Source organism: Pseudonocardia broussonetiae (genome assembly GCF_013155125.1).
Classification (GTDB): Bacteria; Actinomycetota; Actinomycetes; order Mycobacteriales; family Pseudonocardiaceae; genus Pseudonocardia; species Pseudonocardia broussonetiae.
The window spans coordinates 5068460-5082695 of the sequence record NZ_CP053564.1 but is presented as its reverse complement, the minus strand read 5'-3'; the positions used below and the strand labels follow the sequence as shown (position 1 = coordinate 5082695).

The window sequence follows — 14236 nt, the reverse complement described above, 5'->3', positions numbered from 1 at the left end:
CCGGCCGGTCGGAACTCCCATGAGCATCGACCACGTCCTGTCCGTCCTGCCGGTCTCCGACATCGACGTCTCCCGCGCCTGGTACGAGCGGCTGTTCGGCCGCGCGCCCGACAACACCCCCATGCCGCCGCTCGCGGAGTGGCGCCTCACCGAGGGCGGCTGGGTGCAGGTCTGGGTCGACGCCGAGCGCGCCGGGCGCGGGCTGCTCAACCTCGCCGTCGACGACCTCCCGGCCCACGTCGAGGGCCTGCGCGCGGCCGGGCTGGAGCCCGGGGAGGTCCAGGAGGTGACGAACGGCGTCACGCTCTCGGCCCTCACCGACCCGGACGGCAACACGCTCACGTTCATCGGGTCGTTCCACGTCGACTACCCGGCCTGACCATTAGTCGCACATCTTTTGCGGCTGCGCACACCTCGCGCTTAGTGTGACCGGATGGTTCTCGCCATGCACATGAGCGACGGGCTGGTCAGCCCGCCCACGGCCCTGCTGTTCGGGGTCGTCGCGGCGGTCGGGCTCGCCGTCGCCGCCACCCGGGCCCGCCGCGACCTCGACGACCGCACCGCGCCGATGGCCGGCCTGGTCACCGCGTTCGTGTTCGCCGTCCAGATGATCAACTTCCCGATCCTGCCCGGGGCCTCGGGCCACCTGCTCGGCGGCGCGCTGGTCGCGATCCTGGTCGGGCCGTGGGTCGGGTCGATGTGCATCGCGATCGTGCTCGTCGTGCAGGCGGTCCTGTTCGCCGACGGCGGCCTCACCGCGCTGGGCACCAACATCACCAACATGGCCCTGGTCGGCGTGTTCGTCGGCTACGGCGTCGCGGTGGCGCTGCGCCGGTTCGCCGCCCGGGGCCGTGGCGGGCTGGTGGCCGTCTCCTTCGTCGCGGCGCTGGTCAACACCGTCGTCGCGTCGCTGGCGTTCGTGCTGCAGTACGCCCTGGGCGGCGCCGGTGGTGCGTCGCTGGGCACCGTCCTCGGGCTGATGGTGGGGCTGCACGTGCTGATCGGCATCGGCGAGGGCGTGATCACCGCGGCCACCGTCGGCGCGGTCGCCTCGGTCCGGCCCGACCTCGTGCACCTGCTCCGGACCTCCCGCCCGGCGCCGGCCGTGCGCGTCCGGAGCGCCGGGACGCGCAGCGCCGACACCCGCACCGCCGACACCCGCACCGCCGAGGGGACGCCGTCGTGACCGCCCCGTCCCGCGGCGCCACGCGCTTCTACCTCGGCTTCCTCCTCATCGCGATCCTCGTCGCCGGCGGCCTGTCCTACCTCGCGAGCCCCGACCCCGACGGCCTCGACACCGTCACGCTCTCGGGCTGCACCCTCGACGACGCCGGCGAGCCGGCCGCGGGCACCTGCATCGCGCAGAACGCCGACGAGCACCGGCTGGCGGACAGCCCGTTGGCCGACTACGCGGTCGGCGGCGGGGAGGGCACCGTCGGGCTGGCCGGGATCGTCGGCGTGATCGTCACCCTCGTCGTCGCGGGCGGGCTGTTCTGGCTGCTGCGCACGCGCAGTTCCCCGTAGTGGGGGCCGGGCACTCCCACCCGCTGTACCTGGCCCGCTCGTCGCCGGTGCACCGGCTGCCGGCGGAGGTCAAGATCGTCGCCGCGTTCCTGGGCGTCGTCTGCGTGGTGATCACCCCGCGCGAGGCCTTCGCGGTGTTCGGCGGGTACCTCGTGCTGCTGGCCGCGGTGTGGGCCGTCGCGCGGATCCCGGCGGGCTGGATCGCGGTGCGCTCGCTGATCGAGGCGCCGTTCCTGGTGCTCGCCGTGCTGCTGCCGTTCACCGAGGCCGGCCCGTTCGTCGAGGTCCTCGGGCTGACGCTGTCGGAGCCGGGACTGCTCGGCGCGTGGAACATCGTCGTCAAGGGGACGCTGGGCGTGCTGACGTCGCTGACGCTCGCGGCCACCACCCCGCTGCGCGACCTGCTGCTCGGGCTCCAGCGGTTGCGCGCGCCGTCGCTGGTCGTCACGATCGCGACCCTCATGCTCCGCTACGTCGACGTCATCGCCGGGGAGGCCCGCCGGATGCGCCTGGCCCGCATCTCCCGCGGCCACGACCCCCGCTTCCTGTGGCAGGCCGGCGCCACCGCGCGCGGGGTCGGCGCCCTGTTCATCCGCTCCTACGAGCGCGGCGAGCGGGTGCACCTGGCGATGCTGTCGCGCGGCTGGGCGGGCGAGATGCCCCGCCTCACCGACGCGGTGACGACCCGGCGGCACTGGCTGCTGGGCCTGTCCCCCGTCGTCGTCGCCGCCGCGCTGGCCACCACCGGGCTGCTGACGGCGTGACGACCTCCACCGTGACGACGTCGCTGGCCGTCTCCGCCCTCGCCTTCGCCTACCCCGACGGCCACCAGGCCCTGCACGGCGTCGACCTGCGGATCGAGCGCGGCGAGCGGGTCGCGCTGCTCGGCCCCAACGGCGCCGGCAAGACCACGCTCGTGCTGCACCTCAACGGCATCCTCACCCCGGGGCACGGCACCGTCGCCGTGGGCGGGCTGCCCGTCGTCAAGGAGAACCTGCGGGAGGTCCGGCGCCGCGTCGGCATCGTCTTCCAGGACCCCGACGACCAGCTGTTCATGCCGACGGTCGCCGAGGACGTCGCCTTCGGCCCGGCCAACTTCGGCGTCACCGGCGCCGCGCTGGCCGCCCGGGTGCGCACCGCCCTGGAGCGCGTCGGGATGGCCGAGCACGCCGACCGCTCCCCGCTGCACCTGTCGGGCGGGCAGCGCCGGCGCGTCGCGCTGGCCACCGTGCTGGCCTGCGAGCCCGAGATCCTGGTGCTCGACGAACCGTCGTCCAACCTGGACCCGACGGCCCGCCGCGAGCTGGCCGAGGTGCTGCTCGACCTCGACGTCACCATGCTGATGGTCACCCACGACCTGCCCTACGCCCTGCAGCTGTGCCCGCGCAGCGTGGTGCTCGACGACGGCGAGGTCGTGGCCGACGGGCCCACCCGCGAGCTGCTCGCCGACACCGAGATGCTCGGGCGCCACCGGCTCGAGCTGCCGTTCGGGTTCAGCCCGGCGTTACGCGGGTGGCGAGCAGGGCATTGAGGAACTCCTCGCCGAACCGGCCCGGCACTCCGGCGCGCAGTGGCCGCAGCTCGTCGACGACGAACCCGTCGGACCACAGCGCCCGCAGCTGATCCTCCGAGTAGCCCAGGCCGCCGCCCAGCGTGCGCCGCTCGTAGACCTCGCGGTCGGTGAGCCCGCTGCCGCCCTCCGGCGAGAAGCAGACCAGCCCGAACCGCCCGCCCGGGGCCAGCGCGCGGCGCACCACGTCGACGAACTGCGGGCGGCGGTGCGGGGCCACGTGGTGGAAGCAGCCGGAGTCGTAGACGAGGTCGTAGCCGCCCTCGTCGGGCCGCAGGTCGAGGACCGAGCCGTGGTGGAGGGTGACGTCGACGCCCGCGGCAGCGGCGGACTCCCGGGCGCGGTCCAGCGCGGTGGCGGAGAAGTCGACGGCGTCGACGCGCCAGCCGTGCCGGGCCAGGTGCACGGCGTTGCGGCCGTGCCCGCAGCCCAGCTCGAGGGCGCGGCCGGGTGCCAGCACGCCCTGCTCGACCCACCCGGCGAGGTTCTCGTCGGGCAGGTCGACCAGGAACGGGCAGGGGCGCGCGCGGTCGGCGAAGAACGCGTCCCAGCGCGCGCCGTCCTGCCCGGTGAGCAGGTCGTCGAGCAGGGTGAGCAGGTCCGCGGGGGTGCGGACGAACGTCACGCCGGCGGCGGCGAGGGGTAGCCCGGCTTCTCCACCACCGGGACGCCGCGGGGCGGCGTGGGCACCGAGCTCTCGTGCTCCCCGCTGTGCGAACCCCTGGGCGAACCGCTGGGCGAGCCGCTGTGCGAGCCGCCGTTGGTCGTCGGCGCCGACGGGGAGATCTGGGCGGGCGGGGGCAGGTGCGGCGGGATCTCCCGCTGCTCGGCCGGGCGCGGCACGGCCATCGGCGCCGGGCTCGGGGAGACGGAGCCCAGGGCGGGCACCTCGCGGCGCGCCTCGGCCTCCGCGTCGGCGACGACCTTGGCGATCTCCGGGTTCGTCGAGGTGTCGAACCAGTGCTTCATCGACTCCTCGTCGTCCTGCGGGCGCCCCGCCCGCGCGGTGTCGTCCACCTCGGACGGGGTGAACCGGAAGACGCCGTCCTCGCCGGGCGCGCCCAGCATCCGGGTGAAGCCCTCCAGGGCCTTGCCGAAGTCGGTGGGCACCATCCAGACCTTGTTGGCCCCGCCCTGCGCCATCTCCGGCAGCGTCTCCAGGTACTTGTAGGCGAGCAGCTCCGGCGTCGGGCGCCCGGCCTTGATCGCGGCGAACACCTTCTCGATCGCCGCCGCCTCGCCCTGCGCCTCCAGGTACCGCGCGGCCCGCTCGCCCTGCGCCCGCAGGATCGCCGACTGGCGCTCCGCCTCGGCCTCCATGATCGCGGCCTGCTTGGCGCCCTCGGCCATGAGGATCTGGCTCTGCTTCTGGCCCTCCGCGCTGCGGATCGCCGACTCCCGCTGGCCCTCGGCCGTGAGGATCATCGCCCGCTTCTCGCGGTCGGCCTTCATCTGCCGCTCCATCGACTCCTGGATGGACGCGGGCGGGTCGATCGCCTTGATCTCCACGCGGCCGACGCGGATGCCCCAGCGGCCGGTGGCGTCGTCGAGCTCGCCGCGCAGCACCGTGTTGATCTCGTCGCGCGAGGTCAGCGTGCCCTCGAGGCTCATGCCGCCGACGACGTTGCGCAGCGTGGTGGTGGTGATCTGCTCGACGCCGAGGATGTAGTCGGAGATCTCGTACACCGCGGCCTTGGGGTCGGTGACGGTGTAGTAGACGACGGTGTCGATGTTGACCGTCAGGTTGTCCTGCGTGATCACGGGCTGCGGCGGGAACGAGACGACCTGCTCGCGGAGGTCGATGCGCTCGCGCACCTTGTCGACGAAGGGCACCAGGAACACGAGCCCGGGGTCGGCCGTGCCCTTGAAGCGCCCGAGGCGCTCGATGACCGCGGCCGTGGCCTGCGGGATGATCTGCACCGCCTTGATGATTGACACGACGACGAGTGCCAGGAACAGCAGCCCGACGATCAACAGGGGATCCATGTCCGCCCTCTCATCGCCCCGGCGAGGGGCGGTTCAGTCTCGCGCTACCACCACTGCGGTAGCGCCGGTGATCTCGACGACCAGCACCGAGCGGCCCTCGTCGATCACGTCGTCCTCGTGCACCGGCCGGGCCGACCACACCTCGCCGCCGATCTTGACGCGGCCCCCGTCGCCGTCGACGCGGGCGACGACCACGGCCTCGCGGCCCTCGAGCGCGCGGTGGTGCATCCGCGAGTCCTCGATCTGGTCCTCCAGCCGGCGCCGCAGCGCCGGGCGCACCGCGAAGACGAGCAGCGGGGCCACGACCACGAACGCGACGATGCCCGCGACCGGGCCGCCGACCAGGAACGTCACGCCGGCCGCGGCGAGCGCGCCGCCGCCCAGCATCAGCAGCACGAACTCCCCGGACAGCACCTCGGCCGCGATCAGCGCAAGGCCCACGACGAGCCAGATCAGGGCCGGGGTCATGCCGTTCATCCTGCCAGAACGGACCCCACGGTGATGATCCGTGATCAGGCCGTCACGAAATCGATGAGCTCCTCGACGGCCCCGATGAGCGGGGTCTCCAGGTCGCGGAAGTCCCGGACCGCACCCAGCACGCGGCGGGCGCCGTCGGCCGGCTCGCCCCAGCGCAGGGCGTCGCACACACCGGTCTTCCAGTCGGTCCCACGCGGCACCTTCGGCCACGCGCGGATGCCGACGACCGAGGGCTTCACGGCCTCCCACACGTCGACGTAGGGGTGGCCGGTGACGAGCACGTGCGGGCCGGCGACGGCGTGCGCCGCGCGCGTCTCCTTCGACCCCGTGACGAGGTGGTCGACCAGGATGCCCAGGCGCCGCTGCGGGCCCGGGGCGAAGTCGGCGACGGCGGCGGCGAGGTCGTCCATGCCGTGCATCGGCTCGACGACCACGCCCTCGACGCGCAGGTCGTGCCCCCACACCGTCTCGACGAGCGCCGCGTCGTGGATGCCCTCCACCCAGATGCGCGCCGCCCGCGCGGTCCGCGCCCGGTGGTTCGTCACCGCGACCGACCCTGACGCCGAGCGCCGCGGCGCCGCGGGGGCGGCCTTCGGCACGACGAGCGTCGCCGTCACGCCCTCCACGAGGAACGCGGCCGGCCGCAGCGGGAACACCCGGCGCCGGCCGTGGCGGTCCTCCAGCGTCACCTCGCGGACGTTCACGCTGACCACGGCCCCGCAGAAGCCGGCATGGTCCTCGACGACGAGCCCCGGCTCGGCGGGGACGTCGGGGACCGCGCGCCGGACGACGGTGCGCGTGCCGTCGGAGCCGAACGCGCCGCGGTAGTCGTGGCTTCGCGTCATGGCCGCCAGTTGTACCGGCGCGGCGCGGCGCACCGGCGTTCCGACACGCGCCCGTCCGGTGACCTGCAGTGACCGAACGTGGTGACGGTCACCCGTGCGGCGGGCGTGCGGCGCGACCGGGTGGCTCGCTAGCCTGGCCCCGTGCCCAGTCCCTCCGCGACCTTCACCGTGTGGACGTCGGCCTGGCTGGCCGGCGCCGCGGCGCCCGACGACGTGCTCGACGCGCTCGGGCCGTGGGCGCTCGCGCACGACGTGCAGGCCGCCGACGAGGCCACCGCCGCCGTCACCGCGCTGCCCCCGCCCGGCTCCCCCGTCTCGTCGCTGGCGTTCCTGCTCGCCACGCTGCGCCGCACCTCCCCCCGCGGCCCGGCCCGGCTCGTGCTGCCCGCCCCCGGCGACGTGCGCGGGCTGCCCGGCCCCGGCCTGTTCAGCCGCGAGGCCACCGCCGCCGGCGAGGGCGTGCTGTTCGCCGACGCCGGGCTGGGCGTCGTGCCCACGACCGTCGCCGAGAACGTGCTGCGCTGGACCGTCTACACCGTCCCCGAGCCCGGCCCGCCCGTCGAGTACGTGGCCCTCAACCAGGCCGAGCGCGACCTGCGCGAGCAGGTCCGGCAGTCGGCCTCCGTCCTGACCTCGCTCGGCGTGGCCCGCCACCGCCCCGGCGTGCGCGAGGAGATCGCCGCCGCCCTGCGCGCCCGCCCCGAGACCCTGTGGCCCGTGGGCATGCCCGGCCAGGCCCTGCGCGTGCTGCAGCACGCCGACGAGGTGGAGGCGATCCTCGCGGCCGCCCAGGTCGACGAGCCCGGCGGCGCCCTGTCCGCCTCGGCCGCCACGGCCCGGCGGGAGGCGCTGCGGCCGATCGAGACCGCCGTCCGCGTGGCCCGGCGGGCGGCCGTGGCGGAGGCGGTGCGGGTGCTGGCGGCGAGTCCGCTGGTCTGAGCGGGTTCTCTCGCGGTGATCGTCAGGACCGCACCATCACGGCCCTCCGCACGACCCTCACGTCGCACTCTCGGCGATCACGGCCCTGTTCGACCCGGCGGCTCACCGCACCTCACGGTCGTGGGGCAGCGTTGAGGTGCGGCGGGTAGGGATCATGGGCGCGGTGATCGTCAGGACCGCACCGCTACGGCCCCCGCACGACCGTGGTGTCGCACTCTCGGCGATCACGGGCGTTTCGGCGGCCCTGGGCTGCGGTCGGCGGGCCGGGGGATCTGATGATCGTCGAGACCGCACCACCATGGCCCCTCGCGCGACCCTGACGTCACACTTCCGGTGATCACGACCCAGCTCGCCCGGTGAACGCGGTGCGGCCGGTGATCGCCGTCCACCGCACCTCGCGGCCGTAAGGGCAGCGCTGAGGTGCGGCGGGTAGAGATCATGGGCGCGGTGATCGTCAGGACCGCACCGCTACGGCCCCCGCACGACCGTGGTGTCGCACTCTCGGCGATCACGGTTGCTCCCGCGGCCCCGGGCTGCGGTCGACAGGATCCGTGGACGTGATGATCGTCGGGACCGCACCAACACTGCCGTCCGCAGGACCCTGACGTTGCACTTCCGGCGATCACGACTCTGCTCAAGCCGGCCGCTGATCGCCGCCAGCCGCACCCCACGGTCGTCCGGGCAGCGCTGAGGTGCGGCGCGTGGAGATCATGGGCGTGGTGATCACCGGGACCGCACCACCACGGCCCTGCGCACGACCCTGACGTCGCACTTCTGGCGATCACGGGCGTTTCGGCGGCCCTGGGCTGCGGTCGGCGAGTCAGGGGACCTGATGTCGTCGGGACCACACCGCTACGGCCCTCCGCACGACCGTGATGTCGCAGCGGGTGGTCACCGGAACGACCGGACCGATGACTTTCCGCTCCCCCGCACGTCGTAGCAGTCATGGACGACGAGGGGCAGTACACCGCGCTCGTCGAACGCCACCGCCGGGAGCTGCAGGTGCACTGCTACCGGATGCTGGGGTCGTTCGACGAGTCGCAGGACGCGGTGCAGGAGACGTTCCTGCGCGCCTGGCGGTCGCGGGCCACCGCGCGGGACGAGGAGGACGGGGGCCACCGCCGCGCCTGGCTCTACCGCATCGCCACCACCACCTGCCTCGACATGATCGGGAAGCGGCGGGCGGGCGGGGCGGGCGGCACGGCGGAGGTCGCGTGGCTCCAGCCCTACCCCGACGCGCTGCTGGACCTCCCCGACCCCGGCGACGGGCCCGACGCCGTCACCGTCGCCCGGGAGACGATCGAGCTGGCGTTCCTGGCCGCCGTCCAGCACCTGCCCCCGCGGCAGCGGGCCGTGCTCCTGCTGCGCGACGTCCTGGGCTGGCGGGCCGCCGAGACCGCGCACCTGCTCGACGTGTCGGTCGCCGCCGCCAACAGCGCCCTGCAGCGCGCCCGCGCGACGATGCGCGAGCAGCTGCCCGAGCGCCGCGCGGAGTGGCCCGCGCCCTCCGACGACGAGCGGGCGCTGCTGAAGCGGTGGATCGACGCCAGCGAGCGCAGCGACCTCGACACCCTCGTCGCGCTGCTCGCCGAGCACGCCCGGCAGACGATGCCGCCGCTGCCGGTCGTGAACGAGGGCCGCGACACCATCAGCGAGACCTGGTCCGACGTCCTGACCGGCCCGGAGGCGTGGGGCGAGTGGCGGTGCGTGCCGGTGGAGGTCAACCGGCAGATCGCGCTGGCCTGCTACCTGCGCCCGACCCGGGAGAGGGAGCTGGTCGACGGCGTGCGCGTCGTCCCCGGCCCGCACTTCGACGCCTGCGCGCTCGACGTCCTGCGCGTCGAGGACGGGCTCGTCACCGAGGTCACCACGTTCGGCCGCGAGGTGTTCGCCTCGCTCGGCCTGCCCGCGCGGCTCTGACCGTGGACCTGCCCTTCCTGCGCGGCCCGCTGCCCGCGGCGTTCCGGCGGCGCACCGTGGTCGTCGGCCCCGGGGACTCCCGCCCCTACGACGGCGACGAGTGGCGCGACGAGCTCGTCGTCGTCGAGCAGGGGCGCCTGGACCTCGAGTGCCACGCCGGCGGGGTCCGCAGCTTCCCGACCGGCGCGATCGTGTGCCTGGACCACCTCGCCCTGCGCACCTTGCACAACCGGGGCCCCGACCCCACCATCCTGGTCGCCGTGTCCCGACGACCCGACCACCGGAGGAGAACGATGGAACCTCGCATCGTCGAACAGCCCGAGCGGCCCTACCTCGGCATCACGCGGCGCTGCACCCTGACCACGATGAACGAGATCGCCGACCGCATCCCGGTGGTCATCGGGCACCTGCTGTCGCGGGGCGGGGAGGTGACCGGCGCGCCGTTCCTGCGCTACCTCGTGATCGACACGACGGCGCCCGACGGCACCGTGGCGCTGGAGGTGGAGGCCTGCGTGCCGACCGACGACGTCGGCCTCGTCGACGACGAGGTCGCCGCGGGCGCGCTCCCGGCCGGCCGCTACGTCGTGCTGCTGCACCGCGGGCACCCCGACGGGCTGCTGGAGGGCACCGAGCGCACCCTCGCCTGGGGTGACGCCCAGGGCCTGGCCTGGGACCGGACGGTCGACGGCGGCGTCGAGCACTGGAACGCCCGCACCGAGCACTTCCTCACCGACCCGCGCGAGCAGCCCGACCCGGACCGGTGGGAGACCGAGCTGGCGATCCGCCTGGCCGACTGACGCCCGCCCGACCGACGCCCGGCCGACGGACGCCGTCGACGCTCAGGCGCGCGCGGCCAGCGTCGCGTGCAGCCGCTCCGCCTCGGCCTCGGCGCGGGCGCGCAGGGCGTCGGCGGTGCGGGCGGCGGCCGCGGCCCCGGCCGCCTCGCGCCGCGCGTCGGCGGCGTCCCGCCGGGCCGCGGCGAGCTCGTCGGCGACGCGGCGCTCCGCCTGCTCCTGCGCGCCCGCGCGGGCGGTGTCGGCGGCCGCGGCGGCGCGGCGGGCCTCGTCGCGCTCGGCGGCCACGGCCTCGGCCCGCGCCCGGAGCTCGGCGCTGCGGGCCCGCTCCGCGTCGCGCTCGGCCCGCGCGCGCTCCGCGGTGACGGCGGCGGCCGCCGCGGCGCGCTCGGCGGCGCCGGTCCGCTCCTCGGCCGCGCGCAGCGCCTCGGCCGACTGCCCGGCGCGGGCCTCCGCGCGCTCGATGCGCTCGCGCGCCTGCTCCTCGGCCCGGTCGACGGCCTCCCGCGCCGCCCCCTCGGCCCGCCGCACCCGCTCGCTCGCCTGAGCCTCCAGCGCGGCCCGCGCGGCCACCGCCTCCTCGGCCTGCTGACGCGCGGCGCCCAGCGCCTCGGTCGCCTCCAGCGCCTGCCGCGCCGCCGCGGCCGCCCGCTCCCCCGCCTCGGCCCGCTCCCGGCCCGCCCGCTCGGCCGCCTCCGCGCTGCGCCGCGCCCGCGCGACCGCCTCGTCGCGCGCCTGCTCCGCCGCCACCCGCCGCGCCTCCGCGTCGGCGACCCGCCGGTTCGCGGCCTCCACCGAGGCGACCGCGTCGCGCTGCACCTCGTCGAGCCGGTCGGTGACCGCGTCGAGCGCGACGGCCAGCTCCCCCACCGGCCCGCGGACGGCCTCGACGTGCTCGCGCAGCCGGTCGGCGTCGAGGCCGAAGGCGGCGCGGCCGGAGTCGAGGCCGAGCGCGCCCAGGGCGTCGCGCTCGGCGCGGGCCATCTGGGCGCAGGTGCGCCCGCCCTCCCAGCGCGTGTCGCGGCAGAACGAGCGGCGCCGGCCGCCCTGCGGACCCGGGGCGGGCAGCTCGGTGCGGCAGCGGCTGTAGCCGCAGCGTGCGGCGTCGTCGATCACCGGCGGACCGTACCAGTTCGTAGATCGTGAACCGCAGAACCGGCAACCGGTATGTGCTAACTGAACTGTTCACCAGCGAAACGGATGTTTTGCGGGGAGTACCGTCGCTGCGTGACCACCGACGCCCTCGCCGTCCTCGAATCCGCGGAGCCGGGCGGCGGATCCGCGGACCCCGGCGGTCCGGCGACCGTCGACTGGCCCGGCGTCGACGACCCCGACGCCCTGCGCGCGCAGCTGATGAGCTGGCTGGGCCAGTACGCCAACGCCGGCACCCGCCGCACCTACGCGTACGCGCTCGGGCTGCCCGTCGCCTGGGTCGATCCGCCGTCGCCCACGAGCACGAGCACGCCCACGAGCACGAGGCGCCCTCCTCCGGCCGCCCGCGGCCCCCTGCACGACGTCGCCTGGTTCCGCTGGTGCGCCCGCCGCGGGCTCGACCCCCGCCGCGCCACCACCCGGGACGTGACCGCCTGGCTGCACGCCCTCGACGCCGCCGGGGCGCAGCGGCGCACCCGGCAGCGGATGCTGTCGACGGTGGCCGCGTTCTGCGGGCACCTCGCCGAGACCGGCGTCATCGCGGCCAACCCCGCCGCCGTCAACCGCTCGCGCCTGGGCCTGTCCACCGGCGCCCGCGACGCCTCCCCGACCGTCCGCCTCACCGCCGCCCAGGTCCGCGCCCTGCTCGCCTCCGCCGCCCGGCTGCACCACGGCCGCGACCCGCGCGCGGAGCTGTACTCGCGGCGCGCCGTCGCGTTCGTCGCCCTCCTGACGCTGGGCCTGCGCATCTCCGAGCTCGTCGGGCTCGACCGCGGCGACCTCTACCGCACCGGTGGCGACGAGGTGCTGCGCGTGCGCGGCAAGGGCGGGCTGCACCGTGAGGTCTACCTGACCGCCCCGGTCCGGGAGGCGCTCGTCGCCTACCTCGCCGAGCGCGACCGCCTCGGCGGCGGCCCCCTCCCCGCCCGCCGCGGCCACGCCGGCGCGCCGCCGACCCCGATGATCGCCACCCGCGACGGCGGGCGCTGCTCCCGCGTCGACCTCGCGCAGCTCCTCCGCAGGATCGCCACCACCGCGGGACCCGAGCTCGACGGCGTGGCCGACCGCGTCCACCCGCACGCCCTGCGCCACGCCTACGTCACGATCGCGCTGGAGAACGGCGCCCCGATCCAGCACGTGCAGGCCGACGTCGGGCACGCCTCGATCGCCACCACCCAGCACTACGACCGCGGCCTGCGCACCCGCGACAGCAGCGCCGCCGACATCGTGGCCGCAGCGACCGCCGCTCCCTAGGCTGCGCACCGTGGACCACTACGAGCTCCGCCCGATCGGCCGGGTCGAGTCACCCCTCAGCGACCGGGCGAGCGCCCCGAAGCAGGGCCACGAGGGCTCCCCCGACGCGTGGATCGTGCTCGACGACGACGTCGCCGACGCCGCCCGCGACCTCGCCGTCGGCGCCGACGCCATCGTGCTGACCTGGCTCGACCGCGCCGACCGGACGGTCCAGACCACCCGCCCCCGCGACGACCCCGCCCGCCCGCCGACCGGCGTGTTCTCCACCCGCTCCCCGGACCGGCCGAACCCGATCGGGCTGCACCGCGTCCGGATCCGCTCGATCGAGGGCTCCCGGATCGGCGTGCGCGACCTGGAGGCGCTCGACGGCACGCCGGTGGTCGACGTCAAGGCCGTCCTGGACCTGCCCGGCGAGCACTGAGCGCGCGGTCTCACGCCACCAGCAGCAGCCCGAGCGCCGCGGTCGCGGCACCGGCCCGCACGTGATTCCACCGCGTCCAGCGCACGAGGTAGAGCTCCCACGGGACGCGCTCGGCGGCCAGCGCGTCGTTGAGCGGCACGCTCACCGCCGCCGTCACCCCGAGGACGCCGACGACGTACAGCACCGCCGCGCCGACGACCGCCGGCGCGCCGCCCGACGCGACCGCGGTCGCCACCGCCGCGACGCCCGCCCCGCCGAACACGCCCAGGAACAGCGGGTTGAGCACCGCGGCGTTGACCGACCGCATCGCCGCGGCGCCGCGCCCGGCGGGCAGGTTCCGCAGCGCCGTCATCACCCCGGCGGAGAACGCGAACAGCAGCCCGGCGACGAGCCCGCACCCCACCCCGGCGACGACCCGCAGCGCCTCGGTCACGGTCACGCCACCCACTCCCCCACCAGGTCCTCGATCCCGGTCGGGGTCGTGCTCTCCGCCGTCCGCCGCGCCGAGATGCGCCCCTCGTTGAGGGCCCGCGTCATGCCCAGGTGCCGCGCGGCGGCGTCGGGCGAGAACCCCGCGCCGACCAGCGCGTGCGCCATCTCCTCGTCGGCCAGCCGCACGTAGGGCAGGCCGGGCCGGCCCAGCGCGGCGCCGAGGACGGCGGCCACCTCGACCTGGGTGAGGTCGCGCGGCCCCAGCAGCTCGACGACGCCGGTCCGGTCGCGGGCCCTCAGCGCGCGGGCCGCCGCCGCGGCGACGTCACGGGTGGCGACCATCGGCACCGGGAGCTCCGGGTCGAGCGAGTCGGCCAGGCAGCCCAGCTCCTCGACCACCGGCAGCGCCTCGGCCGCGTTCTCCAGGAACCAGCCCGGGCGCAGCAGCAGGACCCGCGCGCCGGTCGCGGCCAGGCGCTCCTCCAGCACGCGCAGGCCGTCGATGAAGCCGGTGCCCGAGGTGACGTCGGCGCCCAGGCTGCTCAGCGCGACGACGTGCGGCACACCGGCGTCGCGCACCGCGGCCGCGACCGCGTCGGCCTTCGCCTCCTGCGCGCCGCGCTGGTCGGGCTCGTGGGCGTCGACCGGGAGCATGACGAAGGCGGCGTCCGTCCCGCGGAACGCCGCAGTCAGGAACGCGGGATCGGCGGCGTCGCCCGGGCACGGTGTCGCGTCCAGCGCGGCCAGCCGGTCGGCGGAGCGGCCGATCGCCCGGACCTCCTCGCCCACCAGCGCGGCCACCACCTGGCGGCCCACCCGGCCCGTCGCGCCCATCACGGTGATCATGGTGTGTCCTCTCGTCGGCGTTGCTGCTGTGCGTCCAGGCTGGGGCCTCCCGATCGGACGATCCATGCCTGTGCGT

Annotated in this window: 17 protein-coding genes; 10 read left to right on the top strand and 7 right to left on the bottom strand. The window is 75.8% G+C overall.

Going from position 1 to position 14236, the window contains the following annotated elements; translation table 11 throughout:
- The first annotated feature begins 19 nt into the window (after positions 1-19).
- From HOP40_RS24660 to HOP40_RS24640, 5 genes are read left to right on the top strand one after another with little or no spacing between them, the layout of a single operon-like run.
- Positions 20-379 (top strand): VOC family protein, encoded by a 360-nt coding sequence (locus HOP40_RS24660; protein ID WP_172162444.1) that lies wholly within the window; start codon positions 20-22, stop codon positions 377-379.
- A 54-nt stretch (positions 380-433) separates the two neighbouring features.
- Entirely contained in the window at positions 434-1186 is a 753-nt protein-coding gene (locus HOP40_RS24655; protein ID WP_205346901.1) for an energy-coupling factor ABC transporter permease, read from the top strand.
- Positions 1183-1524 carry a PDGLE domain-containing protein gene (locus tag HOP40_RS24650; protein ID WP_172162441.1) on the top strand — a complete coding sequence of 114 codons (342 nt, stop codon included), beginning with the start codon at positions 1183-1185 and terminating at the stop codon, positions 1522-1524. The genes HOP40_RS24655 and HOP40_RS24650 overlap by 4 nt, the downstream gene beginning before the upstream one ends.
- Positions 1524-2288 carry a cobalt ECF transporter T component CbiQ gene (cbiQ, locus tag HOP40_RS24645; RefSeq protein WP_172162438.1) on the top strand — a complete coding sequence of 255 codons (765 nt, stop codon included), beginning with the start codon at positions 1524-1526 and terminating at the stop codon, positions 2286-2288. The genes HOP40_RS24650 and cbiQ overlap by 1 nt, the downstream gene beginning before the upstream one ends.
- Positions 2285-3055 carry an energy-coupling factor ABC transporter ATP-binding protein gene (locus tag HOP40_RS24640; protein WP_240157251.1) on the top strand — a complete coding sequence of 257 codons (771 nt, stop codon included), beginning with the start codon at positions 2285-2287 and terminating at the stop codon, positions 3053-3055. Before cbiQ ends, HOP40_RS24640 begins: the two co-directional genes overlap by 4 nt.
- Here HOP40_RS24640 and HOP40_RS24635 read toward each other — a convergent pair.
- The 4 genes from HOP40_RS24635 to HOP40_RS24620 are packed head-to-tail and all read right to left on the bottom strand — an operon-like array spanning position 3018 to position 6402.
- A complete protein-coding gene (locus HOP40_RS24635) occupies positions 3018-3719 on the bottom strand; it encodes a class I SAM-dependent methyltransferase (protein ID WP_172162435.1) in 702 nt (233 codons plus the stop codon). The genes HOP40_RS24640 and HOP40_RS24635 overlap by 38 nt on opposite strands.
- On the bottom strand, positions 3716-5080 hold the full coding sequence (locus tag HOP40_RS24630) for an SPFH domain-containing protein (protein ID WP_172162432.1): 1365 nt from the start codon (positions 5078-5080) through the stop codon (positions 3716-3718). The genes HOP40_RS24635 and HOP40_RS24630 overlap by 4 nt, the downstream gene beginning before the upstream one ends.
- Before the next feature lie 33 nt (positions 5081-5113).
- Entirely contained in the window at positions 5114-5548 is a 435-nt protein-coding gene (locus tag HOP40_RS24625) for an NfeD family protein (RefSeq protein ID WP_172162429.1), read from the bottom strand.
- Positions 5549-5592: 44 nt separating this feature from the next.
- Positions 5593-6402: a DUF3097 family protein gene (locus tag HOP40_RS24620; RefSeq protein ID WP_172162427.1), complete on the bottom strand. Its 810-nt coding sequence runs from the start codon at positions 6400-6402 to the stop codon at positions 5593-5595.
- A 141-nt stretch (positions 6403-6543) separates the two neighbouring features.
- On the opposite strand from HOP40_RS24620, the gene HOP40_RS24615 reads away from it, so the two are divergent.
- The 3 genes from HOP40_RS24615 to HOP40_RS24605 all read left to right on the top strand — a co-directional run bounded on the left by HOP40_RS24615 (position 6544) and on the right by HOP40_RS24605 (position 10058).
- Positions 6544-7341, top strand: a complete 798-nt coding sequence (locus tag HOP40_RS24615) for a hypothetical protein (RefSeq protein WP_172162425.1) — start codon at positions 6544-6546, stop codon at positions 7339-7341.
- A 945-nt stretch (positions 7342-8286) separates the two neighbouring features.
- Positions 8287-9261: an RNA polymerase subunit sigma-70 gene (locus tag HOP40_RS24610; protein ID WP_172162423.1), complete on the top strand. Its 975-nt coding sequence runs from the start codon at positions 8287-8289 to the stop codon at positions 9259-9261.
- 2 nt (positions 9262-9263) lie between these two features.
- The gene (locus HOP40_RS24605; protein ID WP_172162421.1) at positions 9264-10058 is read left to right on the top strand and encodes a GyrI-like domain-containing protein; all 795 of its coding nucleotides are present in this window, start codon (positions 9264-9266) and stop codon (positions 10056-10058) included.
- Positions 10059-10100: 42 nt separating this feature from the next.
- On the opposite strand, the gene HOP40_RS24600 is transcribed toward HOP40_RS24605, so the two are convergent.
- On the bottom strand, positions 10101-11171 hold the full coding sequence (locus tag HOP40_RS24600) for a coiled-coil domain-containing protein (protein ID WP_172162419.1): 1071 nt from the start codon (positions 11169-11171) through the stop codon (positions 10101-10103).
- 111 nt (positions 11172-11282) lie between these two features.
- On the opposite strand from HOP40_RS24600, the gene HOP40_RS24595 reads away from it, so the two are divergent.
- Both HOP40_RS24595 and tsaA read left to right on the top strand, forming a co-directional pair.
- The gene (locus tag HOP40_RS24595; protein ID WP_240157250.1) at positions 11283-12461 is read left to right on the top strand and encodes a tyrosine-type recombinase/integrase; all 1179 of its coding nucleotides are present in this window, start codon (positions 11283-11285) and stop codon (positions 12459-12461) included.
- Positions 12462-12471: 10 nt separating this feature from the next.
- A complete protein-coding gene (gene tsaA / locus HOP40_RS24590; protein ID WP_172162415.1) occupies positions 12472-12882 on the top strand; it encodes a tRNA (N6-threonylcarbamoyladenosine(37)-N6)-methyltransferase TrmO in 411 nt (136 codons plus the stop codon).
- Positions 12883-12892: 10 nt separating this feature from the next.
- Here the strand turns inward: tsaA and HOP40_RS24585 are convergent, their stop codons facing one another.
- Positions 12893-13321 carry an anthrone oxygenase family protein gene (locus tag HOP40_RS24585; RefSeq protein WP_205346900.1) on the bottom strand — a complete coding sequence of 143 codons (429 nt, stop codon included), beginning with the start codon at positions 13319-13321 and terminating at the stop codon, positions 12893-12895.
- Positions 13318-14160: an NAD(P)H-binding protein gene (locus tag HOP40_RS24580; RefSeq protein ID WP_172162411.1), complete on the bottom strand. Its 843-nt coding sequence runs from the start codon at positions 14158-14160 to the stop codon at positions 13318-13320. Before HOP40_RS24580 ends, HOP40_RS24585 begins: the two co-directional genes overlap by 4 nt.
- Positions 14161-14236 lie beyond the last annotated feature (76 nt).